Below are 25566 nucleotides of genomic sequence, written 5' to 3' on the forward strand. Positions count from 1 at the left end.
ATACAATGAAGACTGTATCCATTCCGCCAGACCTGCTCGCCATGACCACTTCGCCCGTCAGCTCGCAAGCCGTAGACACGCAGCAATCTGCTCCGCTGAAGATCGGCGAGCAGCATCCGCAGTTGTTCGCGGTCATCCGCGACAAGCTGCGCGAGCGCATCCTCAGCGGCGAATTCACGCCCGGCGACCGCCTGGTCGAAGGCCGCCTGTCCGAGGAAATGGGCGTGTCGCGCATCCCGGTGCGCGAAGCCCTGCGGGCGCTGGCCGCCGAAGGACTGGTCACCATCGAGCCGCGCCGCGGCGCGTCGGTGTCGGTGCTGTCGGACGCGGTGGCCTACGACATGGTGGAAGTGCGCGCCACGCTGGAAGGCCTGAACGCCAAGCTGGCCGCGCAGCGCCGCGACGACAAGACCGTCGAACGCCTGCAGGCCTTCCTGCGCGAAGGCACCGAGGCCGCGCGCGGCGAACAGCTCGACAAGTTCCTGGCGCTGAATTCGCAGTTCCACGAAATGCTGGCCACCATCGGCGGCAACGTGGTGCTGACCGACCTGATGCGCTCGCTGCGCGACCGCACGGCGCTGCTGTTCGCGCCCAGCAACATGCATCGCGCCAAGCAGAACTGGGACGAGCACTCGCAGATCCTGAATGCCGTCATCGCCGGCAACGGCGACCTGGCCGCGCTGCTGGCCAGCCAGCACGTGCACAACGCCGCCAAGGCCTACACGGAAACGCGCCAGGCGCACTCCTCGGCTGCCTGAGCGCAGGCCGTTACGGGCTGACCGTTGGCGCTGGGGCGGTCAGCGCGCGGCCGTCACGGCGCGGCGGGCGCCGCTTGCGCCGCCGTGTCCGTCACCACGCCCTTGCCGTCGCGCACCTCCCAAGACACGGCCACGTCGCCCAGCACGAAGGTCTGGCAGGCCATGCGGTAGCCGGCCTCGAAGTCCTCGGGCCGCAGGTGCTTGCGCTCCTTGGGCTTGATGGCGTCGGTGTTCTCGATGCCCTGCTCGATGCGGCACTTGCAGGTGCCGCACAGGCCGCCGCCGCACTTGAACGGAATGCCGCCCTTTTCCTTCAGCGACACCCGCAGCAGATTGCTGTTTTCCGGGGCCTGCGCCACCTTGCCGCCATTCGATAGAAACGTGATCTTGACCATGCTGCTCATTGCTCCGCGGCGACGCGGTCGGGATGCCGCGTCAGGGTGGTATCGATACTGCCGAACCGGGTCAGGTGGACCAGCTCCTGGCGCGCGGCTTCCAGCGACGCGAAGGCCTCCAGGAACTTGGACGGCACCCGGTTCACCACATAGGGCGGCGTTTCCTCGGTCACGACCAGCCGGCTCGGGCCGCGCAGCCGCGCGATGCTGAAGACCGCGCGCAACCGGCCGTCGCAGGCGTAGTCGTAGGTCTCGACGATCTCGGCCAGCGCGTCCGCCTCGGTGCGGTACACGCCGGGCTTGGACGTCAGGATCACGAACACGGGGTCATTCGCGTCGCGGGTCATGCGCGGTTCCTTTGCATCACATTGCGTTCGGGAAAAATCGGGGTTGCCTCGGCGTTGCCGATCGTGAAAGCGCCTAGCGCTGCTCGGCGGCGGCAACGGCCTCGCGCGGCGCCGCCGCCTCGACGTCCTGCGCCAGCTCGATATCGTGGTCGAGCCACAGCTGGCAGGCCAGCCGGTAGCCCGCGTCGATGCGCTCGCCCAGCTGCTTCTTTTCCTTCCAGTTCACGGGCGGCAGGTGTTCCGCCCCCGCCAGCACGCGGCAGGCGCACTTGGCGCACTTGCCCATGCCGCATTCGTAGCGCAGGTGCGGAAAGGGAAACTGCCGGATGCCGGCGCGCACCACCAGGTTGGCGTTGTCCGGCACCACCCCGGTATGGGTCTGGCCGTCTTTGTGGAATACGACGGTAGGCATGGATCAGGTATCCGGTTGCGCCCGCCGCCGCCGTCCGGGCGGGCGGCGATGGCGGGCGGGAAGCTCAGGCCGCCAGGCCCAGTTCGGGCAGGGCGATTTCCTGCTGCACGTAGTCGGTGTAGAGCGCGGTGGTGTACAGCAGCCGCATCTGCGCGCCGATCTCGCAGATCTTCAGGCAGCGCTGCTGCAGTTCCACCGTGTTGGCATGCTCCAGCACGATCTGGTAGCCACGTTCGCCGTGGATCTCGTCGGACACGATGTGCAGGTCGAAGAACTCGACTTCCTCGTCGGTGAAGCCGTACTTCTCGCGCAGGGTCGGCGTCTGCTTGCGGTAGATCGACGGCACCTGCGATTCCAGGCCCACCACCAGGCCGGCCACGGCCACGATCGGGTCTTCGCGCATCGCCACCGCGTAGCACCAGCTTTGCAGCGCCCGCGTGGTGGGCGACATGTTGTCCGGATTGGTGACCCGTGCGCGGGTGGTGCCGCAGGCCTCGGCGAAGCGGATCAGCAGGTCGGTATGGCGGTCGCCGCCGATTTCCTCTTCGTACATGTTGGCCAGCAGGAAATCCTTGGCCTCGGTGTAGGTGTCGGGCGTGCGGGCATACAGGTAACCCAGGTAGTCGGCGAACGGACCGACGTAGTGGTAGTGGTTCTCGGCCCAGCGCGACAGGTGTTCGCGGCTGAGCTTGCCTTCGGCCCAGGCGATCGAAAACGGCGAGGCGTTGGCGCTCTTGCCCTTGATTGCGTTTTCCAACGCGGTACGAAATTCATCTCGGTTCATCAGTTCAGCCATGACGCGCTCCAGGTCTGGTGAGGGAGGGGCCGGCCGAAACCATCGACCGTTGATGAACATTGTATACCGTCTACCGTTTTGAGCGACTAGGGTATTCCCGTTGCAGGTTTCTGTTAAGAGGGACGGTCCCTCTGATATCAATGACTTGGCGTGCGCTACCGCGGTTGCCCGAGCGGATCGACCGCTGGTACAATGAATACACTTTCAATGCAATACGGAAATACCATGACCACCCGCCATCCCCTGGGAGACGCCCCGATCGGCCAGCAGCTGCTGGCCCACTACGCCGGCCGCGATGCCGTGCGCCATGCCACCCCGTTGTTCCCCTCGTCGTGGTCGGAATGCCTTGCGCCGTTCCGCAACGCCCGGCTGCGGCCGCAGCAAGCCGCGCCGTCGAACCAGGCCGACAAGCGCGCCCCGGCCGTGCAGGCCGGCTGACGCCGATCGCCCGATATGACGGGCGCGAGTCTTCCGAGGCGCCTTGCGCGCCCCCGATTACCTGAAGATCGTTTGAAGGCAGACTCTCTACCGGCCGCCTGCCTGCGACCCGCCTGCGCAGAAGCCGGCTGGCCTAGGTTTCCGCGATCCGGGAGCCGCCCGCCTGGCGCGCGCGACCAACCTGGCGCCGCACCCCGGCCAGCAGCAGCACCAGGAAGAATCCCAGCGTGTAGGCCAGCACGTCCCACCAGTCGGGCACGCTGCCCAGCAGGATGCGCAGCACCGGCTGCTCCAGGCGCCAGCCGAACAGCCGCGCCAGGTACTGACCGAACTCGACCGCGTAGCCGGTCAGCAGCGCCGCGATCGCCAGCGGCAACACGCCGGCGCGGATGAAGCTGCGATACACCAGATAGGCCCAGCCCACCGCCACCACATCGCCCACGAACCCGCGCAACAGCGGGTAGGGCTTGCCCAGGGTGGCGATCAGCACCTCCACGACGGTCACGGCAAGCAGGGCGGCGAACGCCAGTCGGTTGAAGGTCAGTCGCATCGGGAGGTCTATGCGCCCAGGGCGCCGAAAACGCGGTTATTGGAACGGCTGACGCAACTGTTAACGCATTTGTCAGGCCGGCGGGCGTAGCCTGATTCGACCCCGCCGCAGGCGAGGGTACTAGAAAAACACGAGGAGACATGCATGAGCGCATTCGATACGGATGGGCGCAGGCGCTTCCTGCGCCAAGCCTGTACCCTGGGCGCGACCGGCACGCTGGCCGGCCACGCCCTCACCAGCCTGGCGGCCCCCGCCACCGTCACCCTGCCGTTCGCCAATGGCGAGCGCGACCTGATCGCCTACCCCCAGAAACGCCCCCTGATCCGCCAGACCTCGCGGCCGCCACAGCTGGAAACGCCGTTCGCGGTCTTCAACGACAGTGTGATCACGCCCAACGACGCCTTCTTCGTGCGCTACCACCTGGGCAACATTCCCACCGCCATCGACGCCGCCGCCTACCGGCTGCGCATCGGCGGGCGGGTGGGCACGCCGCTGGAACTGTCGCTGGCGGACCTGAAGCAGCAATTCGGCCAGCCGGTCGAGCTGGTGGCCGTGACCCAGTGCTCGGGCAACAGCCGCGGCTTCTTCGAACCGCGCGTGGGCGGCGGACAGCTCGGCAACGGCGCCATGGGCAACGCCCGCTGGCTCGGCATCCCGCTCAAGCGCGTGCTCGAGAAGGCCGGCATCCAGGCCGGCGCGCGCCAGGTCACGTTCCAGGGGCTGGACCGGCCGGTGCTGCAGGGCACGCCCGAATTCGTCAAGGCGCTGGACGCGGCCCATGCGCTGGACGGCGAGGTGATGCTGGCCTATGCCATGAACGGCGCCGACCTGCCGATGCTCAACGGCTATCCCGTGCGGCTGGTGGTGCCCGGCTATTACGGCACCTACTGGGTCAAGCACCTGGCGGACATCACGGTGCTGGACAAGGAGTTCGACGGCTTCTGGATGCAGAAGGCCTACCGCATCCCCGACAACGACTGCGCCTGTACGCCCGCGGGCAAGGCGCCGGAGAAGACCCGCCCCATCGGCCGCTACAACGTGCGCAGCTTCATCACCAGCCTGGCCGATGGCGCCCGCGTCGCCAAGGGCGCGCGGGTGCAGGTGCGCGGCATCGCCTTCGACGGCGGCCGCGGCATCCGCGAAGTGCAGTTCTCGGCCGACGACGGCAAGACCTGGCGCGCCGCCACGCTGGGCCAGGACCTGGGACGCTATTCCTTCCGCGAATGGCATGCCGACTTCACGCCGGCCCAGGCCGGCCGCTACGCACTCAAGGTGCGCGCCACCAACCAGGCCGGCGACACCCAGCCGCTGGAACCGCTGTGGAATCCGGCCGGCTACATGCGCAACGTGGTCGAAACCGTGCGCGTCGACGCCGCCTGAGCCAGGAGCCCGCCATGATCCCCTTCGCCCGCCTTGTCCTGGCCATGGCCGCCGCCGGCGCCGTCGCGCCCGCATTCGCCCTGGACATCCAGCTGCCCCAGGAAACCGCCACCCTGCATCCCGGCACCGGCCCCGGCGCCCAGGGCGCCACCCTGTGCCTGATGTGCCATTCGGTCGATTACCTGTCATCGCAACCGCCCATGCCCCTGGGCTTCTGGGATGCCGAGGTCAAGAAGATGGTCGGCACCTACGGCGCGCCGATCCCGGCCGAACAGGTGCCCCTGATCGTCGAGTACCTGAACCAGGCCTACCCCGGCCCGGCCCAGGCCAAACCCTGATCGCGCCCCCGCGCCGCGCGTTTGCCGGACGCGCGGCGCGTCGCCTTAACCCGGACCCTCAATAGGCGTACCATTGGACAGCCCCCGCCCGCCGTCGCCGGGTGATCACAGAGGCTTCCATGCTCCAGCCCGTCTCGGCCAACAACGATCTTCCCCCCACCTCGCCGGGCGCGGCCGCCGCCGCCCCCAAACCCGTCCTGCGGGTCAGCACGCTATCCCCCTTTGCCTTCCCGGCGTTCCGCATCATCTGGATCGCCAACCTGTTCGCCAACCTGGGCACCTGGGCGCAGTCGGTGGCCGCGGCCTGGGTCATCACCACCGAGCAGAGCAGCCCGCTGATGGTCGCCATGATCCAGGTGGCCGCCGCCTTCCCGCTGGTGGCGCTGTCGATCCTGACCGGCGTGCTGGCCGACAACTACGACCGCCGCAAGGTCATGCTGGTCGGCATGCTGCTGGAGCTGGCCGGCGGCATCTTCATCACCGCGCTGGCATTCATCGGCCTGCTGCACCCCATCACCCTGATCGTGTCGGTCTTCTGCATCGCCATCGGCAGCGCCATCGTCACGCCCGCCTGGCAGGCGGCGGTGGGCGAACAGGTGCCGCGCGAGCACATCGGCAGCGCGGTGCTGCTCAACAGCGTCAACTACAACGTGGCGCGCGCGGTGGGGCCGGCCATCGGCGGCCTGCTGCTGGGCGCCGCCGGCGCGCCCGTCGTGTTCCTGCTGAACTGCGTCTGCTACGGCGGCCTGATCTGGGCCATCTGGCGCTGGCGCCGCGATGTGCCGCTGCGGCGGCTGCCGCCCGAACGGCTGCTGGAGGGCGTGGTCGCCGCGCTGCGCTACACCCAGCATTCCACCGTGACCCGGGTGGTGATGCTGCGCGCATTCGCCTTCGGCCTGTCGGCCAGCGCGCTGTGGGCGCTGCTGCCGCTGCTGGCCTACGCCCAGGAAGACGGCAACGCGCTGCTGTACGGCTACATGCTGGGCGCGCTCGGCGTCGGCGCCATCCTCGGCAGCGCCGTGGTGCGCCGGCTGCAGGCGGCCTGGGGCGCCAGCGGGCTGGTGACCGTCGCGGCGGGACTGCTGGCCGCCTGCCTGCTGATCCTGGGGCTGACCAGCACGCTGTGGCTGGCGTTTCCGGCGCTGCTGGTGTCCGGCGCCTGCTGGATCGGCGTGCTGGCCACCTACAACACCACGGTGCAGATGCTGGTGCCCGACTGGGTCAAGGCGCGCTCGCTGGCGCTTTACCAGACGGCGATCTTCGGCGGGCTGGCGGCGGGCTCGTTCATGTGGGGCCACTTCGCCGGCACCATGGGCGTGTCCGGCGCGCTGTCGGCCGCGGGCGTGATGCTGGCCATCACCGTCGCGCTGCTGTACCGCTCGCGGCTGCCGGAGCAGGTCAACACGCAATCGCTGGCGCGCGCCGACACGACCGAGCCGGCGCTCTCGGCCGCCGGCTTCAACACCCAGCACGGCGCCGTGCTGGTGGCGGTGGAATACCTGATCCCCAAGGAAAAGCTGCCGGCCCTGATCGACGCGGCGCGCCCCCTGCGCCTGCTGCGGCTGCGCAACGGCGCGCAGCAATGGCAGCTGTTCCGCGACCTGGAGCGCGACGGCGTCTGGCGCGAAGTGTTCCTGGTGGAAAGCTGGATGCAGTACCTGCGCATGATCGACCGCATGACGCTGGCCGACAAGATGGTGCTGGACGGCCTGCTGGCGCTGCATGACGGCGACAAGCCGCCGGTGGTGTCGCGCAACGTCAGCTACCTGGCGATGAACGAGGCGCAAGGCTTCTCGCTGCGCCGGGAACCCGAATCCCTCTGACCCGCGAGGTCCGACCATGGCGACTTCCCTCTGGCGTAAATGGCGTGCCGCGCGCCATGGCGGCCCGCAGCTCGACACCCTGCTGGCGAGCGCCGACCCGGACGCGCCACTGGCGCAGCGCAACCTCTGGATGGTCGACCTGTGCCGCTGGATCGACCGGCCCGCGCGCGACCCGGCGGAAGACGGCCGCCATCCGCAACACGCCCGCCTGCGCTACGTGCTGCAGGTGCTGGAGAACAATCCGGCGCTGGCCGCGCCGGTGGCCGCCACGCTGCGCTCGCTCATCACCGACAACGACCCCACCTCGCTGCTGTGCGATACCGGCGTGGCCTCGCACCCCGGCTTCTGGGGAGAGTTCTGGGAGCGGGCGCAGGCGCGGCTGCTGCCGCCCCCGCCCAATCGCGGCGACATGTTCGGCCTGTTCTCGCTGATCTTCCGCAAGGCGCACGACGCCGCCTGGATCGAAGCCCTGGACGAAGAGACCCGCGCCCGCCTGCGCCGGCTGCTGCGGCACGGCGACGGCCTCGCCCACGCCGACCCGATGGCGCCCGAGCCGCCGCCACAACACCTGGTCGATGCCCTGACCAGCAGCATCCAGGTATTGGCCAGCCAGGTGCGCGCCACCGGCCTGAGCCAGGACATCCGCAGCCGGCTGCCCGGCCGGGTACGCGAAAGCCCGTTCTTCGCGCTGGCCGCCGCCGCGGCCGAACTCTGCGACAGCGACCCCGATACGCCGCGCGACGTCTTCGGCAGGCGGCTGAACGTGTTCCGGGCGCTGCTGGACAGCTGCCGCGACGCCACCCGCGAGGTCTACGCCGAGCTGGAGCAGAACGGGGTATCGGTCGAAGTGGTGTTCCAGATCGAACGCATGAAGCTGCGGCTGGCCCGCATCGAACTGCTGCTGGGCGTGTGGGTCGACCCCACCCAGCGCAGCAAGTATGCCCACCTGATCGCCGAACTGGTCCGCTCGACCCAGGCGCGCAGCAGCATCCGCCACCTGGCCGCGTCGTCGTTCGCGCAACTGGCGCGCCGCGTCATGGACCGCACCGCCGAAACCGGCGAACACTACATCGCCCGCGACACCACCGAATACCTGTCCATGCTGAAGGCGTCGGCGGGCGGCGGCCTGGTGATGGTGCTGACCGTCTACCTGAAGTTCTTCATCGTCTCGCTGCACCTGGACAAGTTCATCGAAGGCCTGCTGGCCTCGCTCAACTATGCCGGCGGGTTCCTGGCGATCCATTTCGCCCACTTCACGCTGGCCACCAAGCAGCCGGCCATGACCGGCCCGGCCCTGGCGCACCGGCTCGACGAGGCCAACACCCCCGAGGGCCGCGAGGCCTTCCTGGACGATACCCTGTCGATGATCCGCTCGAACGCGGCGGCCATCCTGGGCAACCTGGCGGTGGTGTTCCCGCTGGCCTGGGCCGTGCAGTGGGTGGCGCAGCACTGGCTGCAACGGCCCCTGATCGATGCCGCCAAGGCGCAGGCCACGCTCGACTCGTTCTCCCTCTGGGGGCCGACGCCGATCTACGCCGCCGCCACCGCCGTGCTGCTGTGGCTGTCCAGCCTGATCGCGGGCTGGGCGGACAACTGGTTCGCCCTGCATCGGGTGCACGACGTCATGGCCTACGACCGCCGCATCCGCCACCTGTTCGGCGCGCGCGGCGCGGCGCGCTGGGCCGGCTTCTGGCAACGCAATGTCTCCGGCATCGCCGGCAACGTGTCGCTCGGCCTGATGCTGGGCCTGGGGCCGGCCATCGTCAGCTTCTTCGGCCCGCACGTCGAAGTGCGCCACGTCACGCTCAGCGCCGGCCAGATCGGTTCGGCCATCGGCGCGCTGGGTTGGGACGTGGTGCACACGCATGCCTTCTGGATGGCGGTGGCGGGCACCGCGGTGACGGGCCTGTTGAACGTGGGCGTGAGCTTCGCGCTGGCCTTCAATGTCGCGCTGCGATCGCGCAACCTGCGCCGCGGCGATCGCCAGGCGCTGGCGCTGGGGGTGCGTCAACGCATCTGGCAACGGCCGGCCACGCTGTTCTGGCCGGTCAAGCCGCGCGTCGCGCCGCCCCCGGCCTGAGCCCGCGCCTCAGAACGTGATGGTGACCAGCACGGTGTCCTTGTAACTGCCTGGGCGCGGCGTGGTCTGCACGGGCACCCGTCCATACACCGTGAACACCTGGTTGGCGCCGGTTCCCGTGCGGTTGAGCGGGGTGCCGCCCGTCACGCCATCGCCCCATACCGTCGCGTAGTTCGCATCCTGGTAGAGCTGATAGCCCACCGTATCGGCCGCCGTCGCGTGCTTCATCTTGCGCGCCGACACATTGTTGGCCACCGACCCGCCATTGAGCGCCACCGAAAACGCATTGTTGTTGGTGCATCGCACCGTGACCTGCGCATTCCCGGTGACCGCCTGCGTGAGCAGGCCCTGCGGCGGAAACACCAGGTCGGTGGTGTTGATGGTGCAGTTCTTCTGCACCGTGGCCTGCACGGTCAGCGGGATGGACAGCCGCACGGTCGGCGCGGCGATCGGGCAGTTCACCAGCAGGGAGGCCAGCAGCCCGATCGCGATATCGACATACCCGGTGGTGGTGTAGGTCTCGCTGTAGAGCGTATTGGCGTTGCCGACGGTCGAGACGGTACTCTGGCCGCCCGGCAGCTTGGCGTAGTAGGAGAACGTCGCCGACGCATTGCCCCCGAGCGCGGGGCCGCTCAGCAGTATCGAGGTCGGCGCCGTGGTGCCGGCCGTACTCCACACCTGGCTGTGGCCGCTGTCCGTGTAAAGGTTGTAATTCATGCGGAACGCGCCAGCGCCCATGGCCCGCGCCGCGGTGGAGGGGCTGGTGGTGCCCACGCCCATGTAGAAACACAGCCGCGCCCCCAGCGCCAGCGCGGTGAAATTGCAGTTGACGACGACGCTGTTGGCATCCGCGAAGGTATCGGTGGCCACCAGCGGATTGACCGTGCCGAAGTTGATCGTCGACGTCGTGCCCGCCCCCAGCGAGCACGAACTGGCCTGCGCATCGGCGGCCACGCCCAGCCCCAGCAGGGCGCCCACGACGAACAGGACGGATTTCATTGGCCGGGCTCCTTCAATGGCTGGCAGACGAACGGCCCCAGCGTGGGCAGCGGGCGCGCCGGATCGTGCCGGTATGGGAATTCCACCACGCACGATACGCCGCTGCCGCGGACACGCAGATGGTTCTCGGCCTGCAGATCCTCGACGAAAGCGATGCCGTCGTAACCCACCACCGACTGCTTGTCGCTTTCCACATGCGCCACCCGCGCGCCCACCGGCAGCACGTCGCCGTCCGGCAGGTGCAGGATGACCGAGGCCGCGGCATAACGCTGCAACTGGAACTTGACCAACACGCCCGAGCCCGCCTGCGGCACCGCCACGGCCTTGGTCGTTTCGAGCTTCATGTCCACGGGCAGCTCGTCCGGGTCGATCGACAGGCGGTTGGCCTGGTAGGAGTTCAGGTCCGGCACCAGCAGGTGGCCGGCGCTGTTGGTGCGGCCCAGCTTGCGGTTCTCGTGCAGCACCGCCACATCCGCCGTTCCATCCGTGCTGACCAGGGCGAAGCCGTCGTTGATGCGGCGCGACGGCGTCAGCGAACCGTCCATCAGCACCACCGCCCCGGTGGCCTGCAACGCCGCCTGGCTCTTGCCGCCGTAGTCCTGGCCCAGGGCCGTCAGCTGGCCGTATCGGCCCAGGAACTGCACCTTGCCCTGGTTGTACTGCATGCCACCGCTACGGCCGTTCTCCACGCCCCAGCCCCAACCGCCGTCGTAGTCCACATTGCGCTGCGCGCCGACGCTGTAGATGTCCTGATCTCCTTGCCGGCCGACCGAAGCATTGATCTGGGTGTCATCGCCCAGCAGGATGGAAAAGCCGACAAAGACGCCGTGCGAATTGGTCTGCGCGAAATCGTTGTATGCACTGACGTTCATCGACACGCGGCTGTGCAGGTTGGCGGTGTACGAGGCCGACCCGATCTTGGCGGCCGGCACCTGCGGCATGCGAAAGCCGATATAGCTCAGCGCGACGCTCTGCGACTGGGTCAGCGGCAGCGAGAAAGTGACCCGGTCGGTCTGCCGCGGCACGGGCGCGTCCTCGCGCGAGCCGAGGTCGCCGTAGTTGCCCAGCGCGCGCACGGTCTGCAGTTCGACGCTGAAGGCCGGCTCGATGTATTGATAGCCCAGGCTGACCTGGCCGCCGTTGTAGTGGCCGGCACTGCCGGACAACGCGCCGTTGACCACGCCCGCCTGCCCCAGCCGCACGAGCGCGCCGCCGCCGACGTTATAGATGCCCGCGCTCATTTCGGTGTGGCCTTCCAGCGTCAAGGCATCATTCAGGCCGTAGCGGCCCGACGCCGTGACGGCGGGCCGCTTGTCGTAATCGAACGAGCGCACGCTGAACTGGCGCCGCGCGACGCCGGCCTCGATGGAGTAGCTGGACAGGCCGGCCGCGAGCATGCGCGTGTCGATGTAGAGCGGCACCGACGTGCTGACGCTGCGGCCCAGCGCATCGCGCGTGACCAGCGTGGCCTGGCCCGAGCCGGTGACGCCGGGAATCTGGTTGACCACGAACGGGCCGGCCGGCACGTTGCCGGAATACTGCTGCACGCCATTGACGTACAGCGACACGGAAGAGGGCACCACCGACGAGGCGCTCAGCGACGACACCGGAAACGTCACCAGGTCCGGGCGCAGCGCGAAGTTGCGGCCCCACTGGATGCCCGCCACCCGCACCGAGCGCGACCAGTTCAGCGACGACGTGATGGTGTCGCCGATCCGCAGGGTGCGCAGCGTGTCCTGGTCGGAATGGGTCCAGTAGGTGTCATAGCGGATGTAGCGGTCGGCCCGCCCGCCCAGGTAGGCGGTGCCGGTGTTGTTCAGCGTGCCGTGCGGATCGAAGTAGCGCTGCTCGGTGTACATCGACACCTTGTTGTAGGCATCGGTCTGCGCGTAGGCCTCGTAGTTCACGACCAGGCCGCGGCCCGAGGTCGCGCGCGGTGTCTGCGGCAGGCCGCGGGTGTCCACCTGGAACGGCCGGCGCAACGCGTCGGGCACCACCAGGTTCACCGTCTGCATGGCGGCGTTGTAGGTGTAGCGCAAGCCGGCGATGTCATCGAGCGGGATCTCGCTGTCGCGCGGCGCGCCGAGCTTGCTCACGTCCACCCCGACGGACCCCAGCGCGCCGGGGCTGGCGGACAACCGGCCCTGCGCATCGCGAAAACGCAACAGCTGCGTGGTGTTCACGCCGTTGATACTCACCTCCAAATAGACGTCGCGTTCGGCGATATTGCCGAACGACACCAGTTGGATGGGCAAATCCGCCGCCGCCGCCGTCGCGCCGGACAATACGAGCGCGAGGCGGCAGGCGCAGCGCCCGCAAGCACGGATCGCACGTACTGCCATGGGCTGCCTTCTCTTACCCCGCGGCCGCCGACAGGGCGGCGCGGGACGCAATCAGTCAGTCGACTCGCGGCGTGATGGTGACGTTGCTCCCGTTCACCAGGGCCCGGATCCTGATCTGGCCGGCCGCATCTTGTTTGGCGGGAAAGCGCCACTGCCGTTCGCGACGGGCCAGGGCATATCCCAGCAGGCCGTCCACTTTCGCCAGCGGCGCGTCCGCACCGGACAGCAGCTGCAGCGACGCCACCTGCGCATAGCGGGTGCCGGAGTTGTCGAGCCGCAGGACCCATTCCTTGCCCTGCCGCGACAGGTGCCAGGCCAGTTCGGGCGCAGGCTCCGGCGTGGCGCCTGCCACGAACACGGGCACGGAGTAACGCATGCGCAGCACCACGCCATTGACCAGCGGCGTGGAAGGGTCGGGGATCTCGTCGATCACCAGCCGGTAGCTCTTCTCCAGCGGCGCCAATTCCTTGCCGACGCGCACCAGACGCACCAACTGTTCGCCGTTGGGCGGCACCTGGATGATCGGCGGGCTGGCCTGGATGTCCTGCGTCGGCGTCAATACGTCTTCGCCCTGCGTCTGGTCCCAGGCATAGACGCGGACCTGCCCGTAGATCGGCGTGGCGCCCGGGTTGCGCAGCTGGATGCCGGTGGCGCCCTGTTGCGGCGCCAGGTCCACCAGCACGGGAGAAATCTGCAAGGTGGCGGCCTGGACGGGCAGGGCCGCCAGGCTGATCCATCCCGCCAATACCGCCCCGGCCAGTACCCGAAGGGCGCGGGCCACTAGAAGTACACCGTCGCGGTGACGGTGGACGAGTACGTATCAGGCGCGGGCGTGGTCTGTGCGGGTACCGTGCCGTTCACCGTCAGCGCCTGCGACGAGCCGTTCCCCGTGCCGCCCACGCGGTCCGCGGTGCCGGTGTCGCCCCACACCACGGTCTGGTTGGGCGCGGGCTGGTACAGCTGATAGGACACGACGGATGCGGTATTGCCGGTGGTGGTGCCCTGCATGTAGCGAGTGGCGAATGTCGAACCGGTCCCTGTGCCGACGCTCAGGCCCACGGTATAGGGCGTGGTGTTGGTGCAGGTCACGTTGACCGTGGTGGTGTTGTTCAGCGCGGTATTGAGCACACCGTGGCTGCCGAAATTGAGATTATTCGCGCCGATCGTGCAGTTCGCGGTGATGGTCAGCGTCACGGCCATGTTGGCCGTGGTCTGCGCCCGCGCGGCGCCGGGCCATGCCCCGGCCACTGCCAGCGTCAAAGTCAGAGTCGTCGCGCACAAGGACAAGCGTTTCATGAATCACCCCCACGAAATACTGCTGCACTGTCAGACCTGCATGAAGAATCATCGTACGACTAATAAATCGGCCTCGCACAATCTCGTTAATTTCCAACACCCCGCGCTTACCACTTCTCACCAACAGGATTAAGAATCGGGGCCAATGGATTGAATTTTCTCTATGAAAGCACGATTAATCCGGGTGCGGATAAATTGTTGTAATTCAGCACTCTATATAATTTCAATTAGTAACAAATAAAGCCGGATCAGCGATTATTCCGCGTCGCCCGATTAATCTTTCCGCATTATCTGGCGCCTATCGCGGGTGACCACTCGGTCGCATTAATCGCCGTCTGTCGATAATCCTTCCACGCCCGGCATTCCAACCACCGCCGGCACAAGGTTCGCGGCCCGGCCGCGCGCGCGGCTGACGAAGCGTTGAATCGACATGTCGCACTAGAATCAACGCTCACCCACAGCCGTCGGCCCCGGCGTTTCGCCGCGCGTCTCCCCATGTTCTCCTTCTCAAGCAACACCATCCATCCGGCGGGCCGCGGCCTGCCGGCTTCCGAACGCCTGGGCGCGTTGCTGGCCGTCATGCTGGCGGTCTGCATGGCCAGCCTCGACACCGCCATCGCCAACACCGCGCTGCCCACCATCGCGCGCGACCTGCAGGCCAGCGACGCGGGTTCCATCTGGGTCATCAGCGGCTACCAGCTGGCGATGGTCGCGGGCCTGCTGCCGGCCGCGGCGCTGGGCGAGATCCTGGGACACCGCCGCGTCTACATGGTCGGCATCGTGGTGTTCACGCTGGCCTCGCTGGCCTGTGGCCTGGCGCCGTCGCTGCCGGTGCTGGTCGCCGCCCGGATCCTGCAGGGCCTGGGCGCGGCCGGCGTCATGAGCGTGAACGCGGCCCTGCTGCGCTTCATCTATCCGGCCCCGGTGCTGGGTCGCGGCATGGGCCTGAATGCGATGGTGGTAGGCCTGTCGTTCGCGGCCGGGCCGACCGCGGCCTCCACCATCCTGCTGCTGGGATCGTGGCACTGGCTGTTCCTGATCAACGTGCCGATCGGCCTGCTGGCCGTGGCGCTGGGCCTGCGCGGCCTGCCGCTGACCACGCGCGCGCCGCACGGCTTCGACGGCCTGGCCGCGGCGCTGTGCGCCATGACGCTGGGGCTGTTCGTGCTGGGCTCGAACGAACTGGCGCACAGCGCGCCATGGCAGCGCGTGGCGCTGGAATGGGGCCTGGCCGCGGCCAGCCTGTGGCTGCTGATGCGGCGCCAGGCCGGCCACCCCGCGCCGATCCTGGCAGTGGACCTGTTGCGCCGGCCGCTGTTCGCGCTGTCCGCCGCCACCGCCGTGTGCGCGTTCGCGGCGCAGGCGCTGGCGTTCGTGTCGCTGCCATTCCTGTTCCAGACGGTGCTGGGCTACACCCAGGTGCATACCGGTTTTCTCATCACGCCATGGCCGGTGGTGGTGGCGATCATGGCGCCCATCGCCGGGCGCATGTCGGACCGCTATCCGGCCGGCATGCTGGGTGGCGTGGGGCTGGCGCTGCTGGCCCTGGGCATGGCGTCGCTGGCCGTGCTGCCGGCCGCGCCTTCGGCGTGGGACATCTCGTGGCGCATGGCGCTGTGCGGCGCCGGCTTCGGCTTCTTCCAGTCGCCCAACCTGCGCGCCATCATGACCTCGGCGCCGCCGTCGCGCGCGGGCGGGGCCAGCGGGATGATCGGCACGGTGCGGCTGCTGGGCCAGGCCACCGGCGCGGCGCTGGTGGCCGCCTGCTTCAACGTGTCGACCACCCATGGCGCCGTGATCGCGCTGTGGCTGGGCGGCTTGTGCGCCGCGCTGGCCAGCCTGGCGAGCTTCGCGCGCCTGCGCTTTGGCGCGATCGAACCGGCCGAGGCGCCCGCCGCACGCTGAAAAGACACTTTTATTACAGTTAATGTCGTTATATATCGCTGGCCGGCCGACACATACGTAAGATGTGCAACACGCGCTAAATATCAATGGGGCCGGGCCGTTGTCCGGGGTGTAGCAGTCTCCTCTACACCCTAGAACGACGCGTATGACACAGTTCCTGAAAGACATCACCATCCGCCGCATGATCCTGTGCACGTTGCTCATGATCAGTGTCCTGTTCGCCGGCCAGGCGACCATCAGCGTCAACGGCCTGCGCCACGCCGGCGACGCCCTCGAAGCCAGCAACGACCTGCTGAACGAAGTTTCCTCGCTGTCCCTCATCAACGACCAGATCATGCGCGCCCGCCTGCGGCTGGCCCGCCAGCTGGAATACGCCCGCGACGGCCTGGCCGCGCCGGCGGCCGAAGAAGGCCGCGCCATCGACGCGGCGCTGCAGGAAGCCCGCAAGAACCAGCAGGCGTTCCTGGAATCGGCCAAGAACGATACCCCCGCGTCGATCCTCGACCCGCTGCGCAACGACTTCGACGCGCTGGTCAATGGCGGCATCGCGGTGCAGCGCAATTTCCTGGCGCAGGACGACATCGAAAAGGCCCGCGCCCACGCCTCGGGGCCGGTCGTCACCGCCAGCCGCGCCTTCGGCAAGAGCATCGAGAACTACCAGGCCTACGCCAAGCAGCGCCAGGAAGACCTGATCGGACGCTCCAGCGTCGAGCGCCGCGACGCCTATGTCGGCATCGGCATCGTGCTCGGCATCAGCCTGCTGTTGCTGGTGCTGGGAGACCGCTACGTCGTGCTCTTCATGCAGCGGCCGCTGAATGTGGTCAAGCGGCACTTCCAGCACATCGCCGCGGGCGACCTGACCGCGCCCATCGCGACCTACGGCAATAACTGCGTCGGCCAGTTGATTCCCTATCTGCAGGAAATGCAGGCCAGCCTGGTGCAGACCGTGCACTCGGTGCGCGACGGCGTGGCCGAGATCAACACCGGCTCCAGCGAGATCGCCGCGGGCAACCAGGACCTGTCCAGCCGCACCGAGCAGCAGGCCGCCTCGCTCGAGGAAACCGCGGCCAGCATGGAAGAACTGCTGTCCACCGTGACCAGCAACGCCGACAACGCGCGCCAAGCCAACGCCATGGCCGCCGAGGCCTCGGAAGTGGCCCGCCGTGGCGGCGCCGCGGTGCAGAGCGCGGTCGCCACCATGCGCGAGATCGCGCAGGACGCGGGCCGCATCGAGGACATCGTCGGCGTGATCGACGGCATTGCCTTCCAGACCAACATCCTGGCGCTGAACGCCGCGGTCGAGGCCGCGCGCGCCGGCGAACAGGGCAAGGGCTTTGCCGTGGTGGCCGGCGAGGTGCGCTCGCTGGCGCAGCGCAGCGCCAGCGCCGCCAAGGAAATCAAGCAGCTGCTGGGCGCCTCGGGCGCGACGGTGCAGGCCGGCGCGGCGCAGGTCGAGACGGCCGGCCGCACCATGGAGGAAATCCAGGCGGCGATCGAGCGCTTGACCACGCTGGTCGGCGACATCGCCAGCGCCTCGCACGAACAGGTGACCGGCATCGATCAGGTCAACACCGCCGTCACGCAGATGGATCAGGTGACGCAGCAGAACGCCGCGCTGGTCGAACAGGCCGCCGCCGCCGCGGCCTCGCTGGAATCGCAGGCGCAACGCCTGCAGCAGTCGGTCAGCACCTTCCGGCTGCCGGCCAACCAGCACGAGTACGCGCCGCAGGCCTTGCCCGTGCGCGAACGCCTGGCGCTGTCGGCCTGATCGCCGCGCGGGGCGCCGGCCGGCGCCCCGTCAGTCCAGCGTGGTCGCGCAGGCGGGCTGGCCGTGGCGGATGACCCGCTTGGGCAGTTCGCCGCCGATCCAGTACGCCAGCTCGGCGGGGTGCGCGATGTCCCACGCCACGAAGTCGGCGACCATGCCGGGCGCCAGCACGCCGTGGCTGGCCTGCAGGCCCAGCGCGCGCGCCGCGTGGACGGTGGCGCCCGCCAGCGCTTCCTGTGGCGTCAGGCGGAACAGGGTGCACGCCATGCTCAGCATCAGCCGCAGCGACAGCGCGGGCGAGGTGCCCGGATTCAGGTCGCTGGAGATCGCGATGGGCACGCCGTGGCGCCGCAACAGGTCGATCGGCGGCAGCTGCGTTTCGCGCAGGGCGTAGAACGCGCCCGGCAGCAGCACCGCCACCGTGCCGGCCGCGGCCATGGCGCGCACGTCGTCTTCGGTCAGGTATTCCAGGTGATCCGCCGACAGCGCGCCATAGCGCGCGGCCAGGCTGGCGCCGTGCAGCGATGACAACTGCTCGGCATGCAATTTCACCGGCAGGCCCAGCTGGGCGGCGGCCTGGAAGACACGCTCGACCTGCGCGGGCGAAAAGGCCAGGTGCTCGCAGAACGCGTCCACCGCGTCCACCAGGCCCTCGGCCGCCAGCACCGGCAGCATGCGCCGCACGACCTCGTCGATATAGTCGTCCGCGCGGCCGGCGAATTCCGGCGGCAGGGCGTGCGCCGCCAGGCAAGTGGCGCGCACGGTCAACGGCAGCGTCTGCCCCAGGTGGCGCGCCACCCGCAGCATCTTGCGTTCATTGGGCAGGTCCAGGCCGTAGCCGGACTTGATCTCCAGCGTGGTCACGCCGTCCCGCAGCAGGTGCAGCGCGCGCCGCCGCGCGCTGGCGTACAGCGCCTGCTCGGTGGCGGCGCGGGTGGCGCGCACCGTGCTGGCGATGCCGCCGCCCTGGGCCGCGATCACCGCGTAGTCCACGCCCTGCAGGCGCTGCTCGAACTCCTGGCTGCGGTCGCCGCCGAACACCAGGTGGGTGTGGCAATCGATCAGCCCCGGCGTCACCCAGGCGCCGCCCAGGTCATGTTCGGCCGCCTCGTCGCCGCGCGGCAGGTCGGCTTCCGGGCCGACCCATTCGATATGCTGGCCGCGCGTCACCAGCGCCGCCCGTTCGATGGCGGCGTATTCGCCGCCAGCCATCGTCGCCACGTGGCAGTGGCGCCAGATCTGTTTCATGGGCTCGCTCCCGTCATCATGGCCGCGCTCACAGGCTGGGCAGCAGGCCCGCCGGCACCAGCGCGTTCAGGTGGCGGCCGGCGATCAATTGGCTGGCGGCCTCGATGTCGGGCGCGAAGAAGCGGTCCTTCTCGTAGTGCGCGACCTTCTCGCGCAGCAGGCCGCGCGCGCGCTCCAGCTTGGGCGAGGTCTTCAGCCCGGCGCGGAAGTCCAGCCCCTGGCAGGCGCCCAGCCACTCGATCGCCAGGATGTCGCGCACGTTGTCGGCCATCGGCCAGAGCCGCTTGCCGGCGTTGGGCGCCATCGACACATGGTCTTCCTGGTTGGCCGAGGTCGGCAGGCTGTCGACGCTGGCCGGATGCGCCAGCGCCTTGTTGTCGCTGGCCAGCGCGGCCGCCGTGACCTGCGCGATCATGAAGCCCGAATTGACGCCGCCATTGCTCACCAGGAACGGCGGCAGCTGCGACATGTGCTTGTCCATCATCAGCGAGATGCGGCGTTCGGACAGCGCGCCGATCTCGGCCAGCGCCAGGGCCAGGTTGTCGGCCACCAGCGCCACCGGCTCGGCGTGGAAGTTGCCGCCCGACAGCACGTCGCCCTGTTCGGCGAACACCAGCGGGTTGTCGGACACGGCGTTGGCCTCGATCTCCAGCACCTGCGCCACGTGGCGGATCTGCGTCAGGCAGGCGCCCATCACCTGCGGCTGGCAGCGCAGCGAGTAGGGGTCCTGGACCTTGTCGCAATCGACGTGCGAATGGCCGACCTCGCTGTCTTCGGTCAGCAGGTCGCGGTAGACGGCGGCCACGTCGATCTGGCCGGGCTGGCCGCGCGCCTCGTGGATGCGGGCATCGAACGGCACGCGCGACCCGAGCATCGCTTCCACGCTCAGGCTGCCGCAGACCAGGCCGGCGGCCAGCAGGTCCTCGGTCTCGAACAGGCCGCGCAGCGCATAGGCCGTCGACACCTGGGTGCCGTTCAGCAGGGCCAGGCCTTCCTTGGCGGCCAGCGTCAGCGGCTCCAGGCCGGCGCGGGCCAGCGCGGCCTTGGCCGGCAGCCACTCGCCGTCGCAACGCGCGCGGCTTTCGCCCAGCAACAGCAGCGACATGTGCGCCAGCGGCGCCAGGTCGCCCGAGGCGCCCACCGAGCCCTTGAGCGGGATGTGCGGATAGACGCCGGCATTGACCAGCGCGATCAGGCTGTCGATGACCTTGCGGCGGATGCCCGAGCGGCCGCGCGCCAGGCTGTTGATCTTGAGCACCATGATGAGCCGCACCATGGCGTCGTCCAGCGGCTCGCCCACGCCGGCCGCGTGCGACAGCACCAGCGAACTCTGCAGCGCCTGCAGGTCCTCGCGCGCGATCTTGGTGGAGGCCAGCAGGCCAAAGCCGGTGTTGATGCCGTAGGCGGTGCGGCCCTCGGCGATGATGCGCTCGACGCAGGCGACGCTGGCGTCGATCGGGCCGTAGGCGGCCGGGTCCAGCGTCACGCGGCCCGCGTGCTGGTACACCTGGCGCAGTTGCGCCAGGGTCAGGTGGCCGGGGTTCAGGTGCAGATCCATTTCTTATTCTCCAGGATGGATATTCGATGTCATGCGATGTCGTGTCCGCGCCGGGCCGGGTGGGGCGCGGGCGCCTGCCCGCGGCGGGCGAACACGTAATAGAGCAGGCCGGGCACGATCAGGCCGATGATCCACGAGATGTCCACGCCACCCAGGCGCGCGACCATCGGGCCGGTATAGAGCTTGGTCGAGATGAAGGGCATCTGCACCAGCACCCCGAACACGTACACCAGGATGCCGGGCCAGTTCCAGCGGCCATAGCGGCCGTCCGGATCCGACAGTGCCGCTACATCGTAGCGCTCGCGGTTGATGAAGTAGTAGTCCACCAGGTTGACGGCGCTCCAGGGCGTGAAGAAGGCCAGCAGGAACAGGATGAACGACTTGAACGCGTTCAGGAACGAGTGCTGGCCCACCAGCGCCACACAGGTGGCCGCGCCGACGATCAGCAGCACGAACACCAGCCGCTGGCGCCGCGAGATCTCCACATGGCCGCGAAAGCCGCTGATGATGGTGGCGATGCACATGAAGCTGCCGTACGAGTTCAACGTCGAGATGGTGACCTTGCCGAAGGCGATGCTGAAGTACAGCAGCGCCGCGGTGGCGCCGGCGCCGCCCAGGCCGACGATGTAGGCCACTTCGCGGCCGGCGAATTGCCCGGCCGCCATGGCGGCCGCCAGCACGCCCAGGGTCATGGCGATCTGCGCGCCCACGACCGACCCCAGGCCCACCGCCAGGAAGGTCTTGAACGACGAGGTGCGGCTGGGCAGGTAACGCGAGTAGTCCGCCACGTACGGGCCATAGGCGATCTGCCACGAGGCGGCCAGCGACACCGCCAGCAGGAACGAGGTCCAGCTGAAATGGCGGATCTGCAGCAACTGGCCGACGTCGCCCAGCGCGATCACGCGGCTGAACAGGTAGACGAACGCGATCAGCCCCAGCACGCTGGCGACCCGCCCGATGATGTGGATCATGCGGTAGCCGAACACCGTGACCAGCACGATGACCGCGGCGAACAACAGGATGCCGGCGCTGTCGCTGACGCCCAGCAGCTGGCCGATGGCCTGCCCCGACAGCACGGTGCCGGTGGCCGTGAACCCCAGGTACATCAGGCACACCAGCACGATCGGAATGGCCGCGCCGTAGACGCCGAACTGCACGCGGCTGGAAATCATCTGCGGCAGGCCCAGCTTGGGCCCCTGGGCCGCGTGCAGCGCCATGACGGCGCCGCCGAAGACCTGGCCGAGCAACAGCCCGATCAGCGACCAGAACACATCGCCGCCCAGCACCACCGCCAGCGCGCCGGTGACGATGGCGGTGATCTGCAGATTGGCGCCCAGCCACAGCGTGAACTGGCTGTAGAGCCTGCCGTGGCGTTCGGTTTCCGGAATGAAGTCGATCGAGCGCCGCTCGATCAGCGCCCCGTTGTGCGACCCGCTGTCCTGCTCCATGCGTTGTCTCCTAGCGGGCGCCGCGCGGCGGCGCCCGGGTGTTGTGCCGTGGCCGCCGGGCCCGGATCAGCGTCGGGCGTTGACCATGGGCAGGTCCAGGCCCTGCTCGCGGGCGCAATCGACCGCGGCGTCATAGCCTGCGTCGGCATGGCGCATCACGCCGGTGCCCGGATCGTTGGTCAGCACGCGCGCGATACGCTCGGCCGCGGCATCGGTGCCGTCGCACACGATCACCATGCCGGCGTGCTGCGAGAAGCCCATGCCGACGCCGCCGCCGTGATGCAGCGACACCCAGGTGGCGCCGCCCGCCGTGTTCAGCAGGGCGTTGAGCAGCGGCCAGTCGGACACCGCGTCGGAACCGTCGCGCATGGCCTCGGTTTCGCGGTTGGGGCTGGCGACGGAGCCGGAATCCAGATGGTCGCGGCCGATCACCACCGGCGCCGACAGCTCGCCGCTGCGCACCATCTCGTTGAACGCCAGGCCCAGCTTGGCGCGCTGTCCCAGGCCGACCCAGCAGATGCGCGCCGGCAGGCCCTGGAAGCGGATGCGCTCGCGCGCCATGTCGAGCCAGCGATGCAGGTGGGCGTCGTCGGGGATCAGTTCCTTGACCTTGGCGTCCGTCTTGTAGATGTCCTGCGGATCGCCCGACAGCGCGGCCCAGCGGAACGGTCCCACGCCGCGGCAGAACAGCGGACGGATGTAGGCGGGCACGAAGCCCGGGAAATCGAAGGCGTTGGCGACGCCTTCCTCCTTGGCCATCTGGCGGATGTTGTTGCCGTAGTCGAACGTCGGCACGCCCTGCCGCTGGAACGCCAGCATGGCTTCAACGTGCACCGCCATCGACTGCTTGGCGGCCTTGACCACGGCGGCCGGCTCGCGCTTGGCGCATTCGCGGTATTCGGCCCAGGTCCAGCCGGCCGGCAGGTAGCCGTTGAGCGGATCGTGGGCGCTGGTCTGGTCGGTCACCATGTCCGGGCGCACGCCGCGCCGCACCAGCTCGGGCAGCACCTCGGCGGCGTTGCCGCACAGCGCCACCGACACCGCGCGGCCTTCCTGGGTGTAGCGGGCGATGCGGGCCAGCGCGTCATCCAGGTCGGCCGCCTGTTCATCGACATAGCGGGTGCGCAGGCGGAAATCGATGCTGGCCTGCTGGCATTCGATCGTCAGCGAGCAGGCGCCGGCCAGCGTCGCCGCCAGCGGCTGCGCGCCGCCCATGCCGCCCAGGCCGGCGGTCAGCACCCAGCGGCCGGCCAGCTTGCCGCCGTAGTGCTGGCGGCCCGCCTCGACGAAGGTCTCGTAGGTGCCCTGCACGATGCCCTGGCTGCCGATGTAGATCCAGCTGCCGGCGGTCATCTGGCCGTACATGGCCAGGCCCTTGGCGTCGAGCTCGTTGAAATGTTCCCAGGTGGCCCAGTGCGGCACCAGGTTGGAATTGGCGATCAGCACGCGCGGCGCGTTGGCGTGGGTCTTGAACACGCCCACCGGCTTGCCCGACTGCACCAGCAGGGTTTCGTCGTCCTCCAGCCGCTTGAGCGTCTCGACGATCTGGTCGTAGCAGTCCCAGTCGCGCGCGGCGCGGCCGATGCCGCCGTAGACCACCAGTTCCTTGGGGTTCTCGGCCACGTCCGGATCGAGGTTGTTCATCAGCATGCGCAGCGGCGCTTCGGTCAGCCAGCTCTTGGCGGTGAGCTGGTTGCCGCGCGGCGCGCGGATCTCGACATCGCGGTATCGGTTCGATTGTTCCAAGGCAGTCTCCATGATCGATGGCGCGGCGCGGGGCGATGCGCGGCCTGTTGCCCGAATCATAGGATGCCTATGCTTGTATATACAAGTTGATTGGACGTCTTCCGGATAGGGGATTTCCCGTACGACGCCGCGCTCGGCGGGCGCCGCACGGCGGCGTCAGCCCTGGCGCGGCTGCAGTTCGATCAGGCAGGCATCAAGGGTCGTGGCCGATTCCAGGCGGTATTCCGCCAGGCCGCCCGAGCCGGCCGCGTTGTCCACGTGCAGGCAGTCGTAGCGCGCCGGCGCCGGCAGCGACTGGCCGTCGCGCCGCACGTTGAGCGCGTCGCCGGCATTGAACAGCAGCACGGTGCTGGCCGCGCTGTGGAAAGTCCAGTCGCGCGCGCCGCCGATCCATTGCAGCCGCGCGTGGTGATGGCGCGGCGAGTAGATCAGGTTGAAATCGCGGATGGGGCCATCGAGCAGCCGGCAATCAACCCGCGCGTCGCCCGAGAACGCATAGGCCTGGCGCGCCCGCAGCGGCGCCTGGGCGTGGCCGTCGACGGTCAGCGCAATGCCCGCGCCTTCCAGGACGGTGATGACGCGCTGCAACCCGCTGAACGCGGAAAAGCCGCCGTCCTGCGCCACGTCGGCGATCGACAGGCGCCAGGTGAACGCGCTGCTGCTGCCGCCGGCATTGCACGCCACCTCCTGGGTGGTGCCGCCGCCATTGCGCCACGGCATGCGGGGATAGTCCTGTGCCCGGTACAGGCGCACGTCTGGCGAAGTCATGTGGAGAATTTTCCTTCCAGGCGATGGCGCGAGCCGGGGTGGATCAGGCGTGCCAGGGTGACGGCGCGCTAGCCCGACCAGGTGCGCCGGCGGATCAGCAGGCAGGGTTCGTTGCGCTCGATCTGCAGCAGCTGGCATTCGCGCGGCTTGGCGACGATGGCCTCGACCACATGTTCGCCCTCGGTCAGCGGCGCCACCCGCGTCAGGTATTCATAGGGCGTGTGCCGGGTGAAGTCCTGCTTCAGGTAGTCGGGCGCCAGCCGCACGTTGACGTAGCGGTCTTCGAGCTGGATCGGCACGTCGTCCTCGAAGTGCACGATGAGCGAATGGAACACCGGCTGGCCTTCGCGGATATCGAGCGCGATGGCCTGTTCGCTGCCGGCCGCTTCCTCGACCAGCCGCACCACGCGGCTGTGGTGGCGATGGCCGCGGGCCACGATCTCGTCGGCGATGTTGTTGACCGAGAACAGCGCCGAACGCGTCTTGGGCTGGGCCACGAACGTGCCCACGCCCTGCATGCGCACCAGCAGGCCCTCGGCGGTCAGCTCGCGCAGCGCGCGATTGATGGTCATGCGGGAATAACCGAGCTCCTGAACCAGCTCGCTTTCCGAGGGCACGCGGTAATGCGCCGGCCACGCGCCGCTGCGGATCTGCTGGGCGATCATCTGCTTGAGTTGCGCATAAAGCGGCGCGGGCAGGGTGTTGGCCTGGGCCGGCAGGCTGGGCGGATTGGAAGCCACGGAATATCCTGTTGTCGTGCCGTTGGACGAAAACCGATTATAGGGGCCACTAGACATGTACAGACAGGCGACCCGCGCTGGACGCGGGGGCCCTGGCTGCGTATACTCCCCCCCTGTATCTACCGGAGCCCGCCGTGCCCCATTCCCCCGCAGAGAAAAAGCGCGTCACCACGCGCCTGCGCCGCATCCAGGGCCAGGCGCTGGCGCTGGAGCGCGCCGTCAACGAAGGCACGGAATGCGGCGCGCTGCTGCAACAGCTGGCCGCCCTGCGCGGCGCGGCCACCGGCCTGATGGCCGAAGTGCTGGAAAGCCACCTCCGGGAGACGTTCCTCCAATCCGCCCAGGGCGGACGACCCGGCGCCACGATCGAACCCGAAGCGGAAATCGATCAGATCATGCGCATCGTCCGTTCCTATCTGAAATAACGCCAT

23 protein-coding genes and 1 pseudogene are annotated in these 25566 nt (G+C 68.7%); 9 read left to right on the forward strand and 15 right to left on the reverse strand.

Annotated features, from left to right (window positions below; genetic code table 11):
* Nucleotides 1–41: 41 nt before the first annotated feature.
* The gene (locus AC1HFW_RS19215) at nucleotides 42–758 is read left to right on the forward strand and encodes a GntR family transcriptional regulator (protein ID WP_006392453.1); all 717 of its coding nucleotides are present in this window, start codon (nucleotides 42–44) and stop codon (nucleotides 756–758) included.
* 53 nt (nucleotides 759–811) lie between these two features.
* On the opposite strand, the gene AC1HFW_RS19220 is transcribed toward AC1HFW_RS19215, so the two are convergent.
* From AC1HFW_RS19220 to AC1HFW_RS19235, 4 genes are all read right to left on the reverse strand, one after another.
* The gene (locus AC1HFW_RS19220) at nucleotides 812–1162 is read right to left on the reverse strand and encodes a 2Fe-2S iron-sulfur cluster-binding protein (RefSeq protein WP_006392452.1); all 351 of its coding nucleotides are present in this window, start codon (nucleotides 1160–1162) and stop codon (nucleotides 812–814) included.
* On the reverse strand, nucleotides 1159–1500 hold the full coding sequence (locus AC1HFW_RS19225; RefSeq protein ID WP_006392451.1) for a hypothetical protein: 342 nt from the start codon (nucleotides 1498–1500) through the stop codon (nucleotides 1159–1161). The genes AC1HFW_RS19220 and AC1HFW_RS19225 overlap by 4 nt, the downstream gene beginning before the upstream one ends.
* 73 nt (nucleotides 1501–1573) lie before the next feature.
* On the reverse strand, nucleotides 1574–1912 hold the full coding sequence (locus tag AC1HFW_RS19230; protein WP_006392450.1) for a 2Fe-2S iron-sulfur cluster-binding protein: 339 nt from the start codon (nucleotides 1910–1912) through the stop codon (nucleotides 1574–1576).
* 64 nt (nucleotides 1913–1976) lie between these two features.
* Nucleotides 1977–2708 (reverse strand): iron-containing redox enzyme family protein, encoded by a 732-nt coding sequence (locus tag AC1HFW_RS19235; RefSeq protein WP_006392449.1) that lies wholly within the window; start codon nucleotides 2706–2708, stop codon nucleotides 1977–1979.
* Between the two features lie 225 nt (nucleotides 2709–2933).
* Here AC1HFW_RS19235 and AC1HFW_RS19240 point away from each other — a divergent pair, with 225 nt between their 5' ends.
* The gene (locus tag AC1HFW_RS19240) at nucleotides 2934–3146 is read left to right on the forward strand and encodes a hypothetical protein (RefSeq protein ID WP_479284935.1); all 213 of its coding nucleotides are present in this window, start codon (nucleotides 2934–2936) and stop codon (nucleotides 3144–3146) included.
* A gap of 133 nt (nucleotides 3147–3279) precedes the next feature.
* Here AC1HFW_RS19240 and AC1HFW_RS19245 read toward each other — a convergent pair whose 3' ends face one another.
* Complete coding sequence (locus tag AC1HFW_RS19245; RefSeq protein WP_479284937.1) at nucleotides 3280–3696, reverse strand: ribosomal maturation YjgA family protein; 417 nt, start codon at nucleotides 3694–3696, stop codon at nucleotides 3280–3282.
* Between the two features lie 144 nt (nucleotides 3697–3840).
* Here AC1HFW_RS19245 and sorA point away from each other — a divergent pair, with 144 nt between their 5' ends.
* From sorA to AC1HFW_RS19265, 4 genes are all read left to right on the forward strand, one after another.
* A complete protein-coding gene (sorA, locus tag AC1HFW_RS19250) occupies nucleotides 3841–5076 on the forward strand; it encodes a SorA family sulfite dehydrogenase catalytic subunit (RefSeq protein ID WP_241067072.1) in 1236 nt (411 codons plus the stop codon).
* 14 nt (nucleotides 5077–5090) lie between these two features.
* Nucleotides 5091–5414, forward strand: coding sequence for a SorB family sulfite dehydrogenase c-type cytochrome subunit (gene sorB, locus AC1HFW_RS19255; protein ID WP_006392445.1), 324 nt, complete (start codon nucleotides 5091–5093; stop codon nucleotides 5412–5414).
* A 119-nt stretch (nucleotides 5415–5533) separates the two neighbouring features.
* On the forward strand, nucleotides 5534–7237 hold the full coding sequence (locus AC1HFW_RS19260) for an MFS transporter (RefSeq protein ID WP_479284940.1): 1704 nt from the start codon (nucleotides 5534–5536) through the stop codon (nucleotides 7235–7237).
* A 16-nt stretch (nucleotides 7238–7253) separates the two neighbouring features.
* Nucleotides 7254–9317, forward strand: coding sequence for a site-specific recombinase (locus AC1HFW_RS19265; protein ID WP_479284942.1), 2064 nt, complete (start codon nucleotides 7254–7256; stop codon nucleotides 9315–9317).
* A gap of 9 nt (nucleotides 9318–9326) precedes the next feature.
* On the opposite strand, the gene AC1HFW_RS19270 is transcribed toward AC1HFW_RS19265, so the two are convergent.
* The 4 genes from AC1HFW_RS19270 to AC1HFW_RS19285 are packed head-to-tail and all read right to left on the reverse strand — an operon-like array spanning nucleotide 9327 to nucleotide 13954.
* A complete protein-coding gene (locus AC1HFW_RS19270; protein WP_479284944.1) occupies nucleotides 9327–10316 on the reverse strand; it encodes a Csu type fimbrial protein in 990 nt (329 codons plus the stop codon).
* Nucleotides 10313–12658, reverse strand: a complete 2346-nt coding sequence (locus AC1HFW_RS19275; RefSeq protein ID WP_479284946.1) for a fimbria/pilus outer membrane usher protein — start codon at nucleotides 12656–12658, stop codon at nucleotides 10313–10315. The genes AC1HFW_RS19270 and AC1HFW_RS19275 overlap by 4 nt, the downstream gene beginning before the upstream one ends.
* Nucleotides 12659–12713: 55 nt before the next feature.
* Nucleotides 12714–13439 (reverse strand): fimbrial biogenesis chaperone, encoded by a 726-nt coding sequence (locus AC1HFW_RS19280; RefSeq protein WP_116521509.1) that lies wholly within the window; start codon nucleotides 13437–13439, stop codon nucleotides 12714–12716.
* On the reverse strand, nucleotides 13439–13954 hold the full coding sequence (locus AC1HFW_RS19285; RefSeq protein WP_035359883.1) for a Csu type fimbrial protein: 516 nt from the start codon (nucleotides 13952–13954) through the stop codon (nucleotides 13439–13441). Before AC1HFW_RS19285 ends, AC1HFW_RS19280 begins: the two co-directional genes overlap by 1 nt.
* 495 nt (nucleotides 13955–14449) lie before the next feature.
* Here AC1HFW_RS19285 and AC1HFW_RS19290 point away from each other — a divergent pair, with 495 nt between their 5' ends.
* Both AC1HFW_RS19290 and AC1HFW_RS19295 read left to right on the forward strand, forming a co-directional pair.
* On the forward strand, nucleotides 14450–15859 hold the full coding sequence (locus AC1HFW_RS19290) for an MFS transporter (protein WP_479284949.1): 1410 nt from the start codon (nucleotides 14450–14452) through the stop codon (nucleotides 15857–15859).
* Nucleotides 15860–16004: 145 nt separating this feature from the next.
* Nucleotides 16005–17627 carry a methyl-accepting chemotaxis protein gene (locus AC1HFW_RS19295; protein WP_479284951.1) on the forward strand — a complete coding sequence of 541 codons (1623 nt, stop codon included), beginning with the start codon at nucleotides 16005–16007 and terminating at the stop codon, nucleotides 17625–17627.
* A gap of 30 nt (nucleotides 17628–17657) precedes the next feature.
* On the opposite strand, the gene hutI is transcribed toward AC1HFW_RS19295, so the two are convergent.
* The 6 genes and pseudogenes from hutI to hutC all read right to left on the reverse strand — a co-directional run bounded on the left by hutI (nucleotide 17658) and on the right by hutC (nucleotide 25135).
* A complete protein-coding gene (hutI, locus tag AC1HFW_RS19300; protein ID WP_479284953.1) occupies nucleotides 17658–18875 on the reverse strand; it encodes an imidazolonepropionase in 1218 nt (405 codons plus the stop codon).
* A 28-nt stretch (nucleotides 18876–18903) separates the two neighbouring features.
* Complete coding sequence (hutH, locus tag AC1HFW_RS19305) at nucleotides 18904–20433, reverse strand: histidine ammonia-lyase (protein ID WP_061072686.1); 1530 nt, start codon at nucleotides 20431–20433, stop codon at nucleotides 18904–18906.
* Nucleotides 20434–20462: 29 nt separating this feature from the next.
* Entirely contained in the window at nucleotides 20463–21881 is a 1419-nt protein-coding gene (locus AC1HFW_RS19310) for a purine-cytosine permease family protein (protein WP_116521505.1), read from the reverse strand.
* Nucleotides 21882–21947: 66 nt separating this feature from the next.
* Nucleotides 21948–23639 (reverse strand): urocanate hydratase, encoded by a 1692-nt coding sequence (gene hutU, locus AC1HFW_RS19315; RefSeq protein WP_479284956.1) that lies wholly within the window; start codon nucleotides 23637–23639, stop codon nucleotides 21948–21950.
* 144 nt (nucleotides 23640–23783) lie between these two features.
* Nucleotides 23784–24395 carry a HutD/Ves family protein gene (locus AC1HFW_RS19320; RefSeq protein ID WP_479284958.1) on the reverse strand — a complete coding sequence of 204 codons (612 nt, stop codon included), beginning with the start codon at nucleotides 24393–24395 and terminating at the stop codon, nucleotides 23784–23786.
* Nucleotides 24392–25135 (reverse strand): annotated as a pseudogene (gene hutC / locus AC1HFW_RS19325) (histidine utilization repressor). Before hutC ends, AC1HFW_RS19320 begins: the two are co-directional and overlap by 4 nt.
* Before the next feature lie 134 nt (nucleotides 25136–25269).
* Here hutC and AC1HFW_RS19330 point away from each other — a divergent pair.
* Complete coding sequence (locus tag AC1HFW_RS19330) at nucleotides 25270–25560, forward strand: metal/formaldehyde-sensitive transcriptional repressor (protein ID WP_006392430.1); 291 nt, start codon at nucleotides 25270–25272, stop codon at nucleotides 25558–25560.
* Nucleotides 25561–25566 lie beyond the last annotated feature (6 nt).

It is taken from the genome of Achromobacter sp. ISS7 (assembly GCF_056523125.1).

Coding starts and splice junctions, on each gene's coding strand:
- AC1HFW_RS19215 (WP_006392453.1), top strand. CDS start 42: ATGACCACTTCGCCCGTCAGCTCGCAAGCCGTAGACACGCAGCAATCT.
- AC1HFW_RS19220 (WP_006392452.1), bottom strand. CDS start 1,162: ATGAGCAGCATGGTCAAGATCACGTTTCTATCGAATGGCGGCAAGGTG.
- AC1HFW_RS19225 (WP_006392451.1), bottom strand. CDS start 1,500: ATGACCCGCGACGCGAATGACCCCGTGTTCGTGATCCTGACGTCCAAG.
- AC1HFW_RS19230 (WP_006392450.1), bottom strand. CDS start 1,912: ATGCCTACCGTCGTATTCCACAAAGACGGCCAGACCCATACCGGGGTG.
- AC1HFW_RS19235 (WP_006392449.1), bottom strand. CDS start 2,708: ATGGCTGAACTGATGAACCGAGATGAATTTCGTACCGCGTTGGAAAAC.
- AC1HFW_RS19240 (WP_479284935.1), top strand. CDS start 2,934: ATGACCACCCGCCATCCCCTGGGAGACGCCCCGATCGGCCAGCAGCTG.
- AC1HFW_RS19245 (WP_479284937.1), bottom strand. CDS start 3,696: ATGCGACTGACCTTCAACCGACTGGCGTTCGCCGCCCTGCTTGCCGTG.
- sorA (WP_241067072.1), top strand. CDS start 3,841: ATGAGCGCATTCGATACGGATGGGCGCAGGCGCTTCCTGCGCCAAGCC.
- sorB (WP_006392445.1), top strand. CDS start 5,091: ATGATCCCCTTCGCCCGCCTTGTCCTGGCCATGGCCGCCGCCGGCGCC.
- AC1HFW_RS19260 (WP_479284940.1), top strand. CDS start 5,534: ATGCTCCAGCCCGTCTCGGCCAACAACGATCTTCCCCCCACCTCGCCG.
- AC1HFW_RS19265 (WP_479284942.1), top strand. CDS start 7,254: ATGGCGACTTCCCTCTGGCGTAAATGGCGTGCCGCGCGCCATGGCGGC.
- AC1HFW_RS19270 (WP_479284944.1), bottom strand. CDS start 10,316: ATGAAATCCGTCCTGTTCGTCGTGGGCGCCCTGCTGGGGCTGGGCGTG.
- AC1HFW_RS19275 (WP_479284946.1), bottom strand. CDS start 12,658: ATGGCAGTACGTGCGATCCGTGCTTGCGGGCGCTGCGCCTGCCGCCTC.
- AC1HFW_RS19285 (WP_035359883.1), bottom strand. CDS start 13,954: ATGAAACGCTTGTCCTTGTGCGCGACGACTCTGACTTTGACGCTGGCA.
- AC1HFW_RS19290 (WP_479284949.1), top strand. CDS start 14,450: ATGTTCTCCTTCTCAAGCAACACCATCCATCCGGCGGGCCGCGGCCTG.
- AC1HFW_RS19295 (WP_479284951.1), top strand. CDS start 16,005: ATGACACAGTTCCTGAAAGACATCACCATCCGCCGCATGATCCTGTGC.
- hutI (WP_479284953.1), bottom strand. CDS start 18,875: ATGAAACAGATCTGGCGCCACTGCCACGTGGCGACGATGGCTGGCGGC.
- hutH (WP_061072686.1), bottom strand. CDS start 20,433: ATGGATCTGCACCTGAACCCCGGCCACCTGACCCTGGCGCAACTGCGC.
- AC1HFW_RS19310 (WP_116521505.1), bottom strand. CDS start 21,881: ATGGAGCAGGACAGCGGGTCGCACAACGGGGCGCTGATCGAGCGGCGC.
- hutU (WP_479284956.1), bottom strand. CDS start 23,639: ATGGAGACTGCCTTGGAACAATCGAACCGATACCGCGATGTCGAGATC.
- AC1HFW_RS19320 (WP_479284958.1), bottom strand. CDS start 24,395: ATGACTTCGCCAGACGTGCGCCTGTACCGGGCACAGGACTATCCCCGC.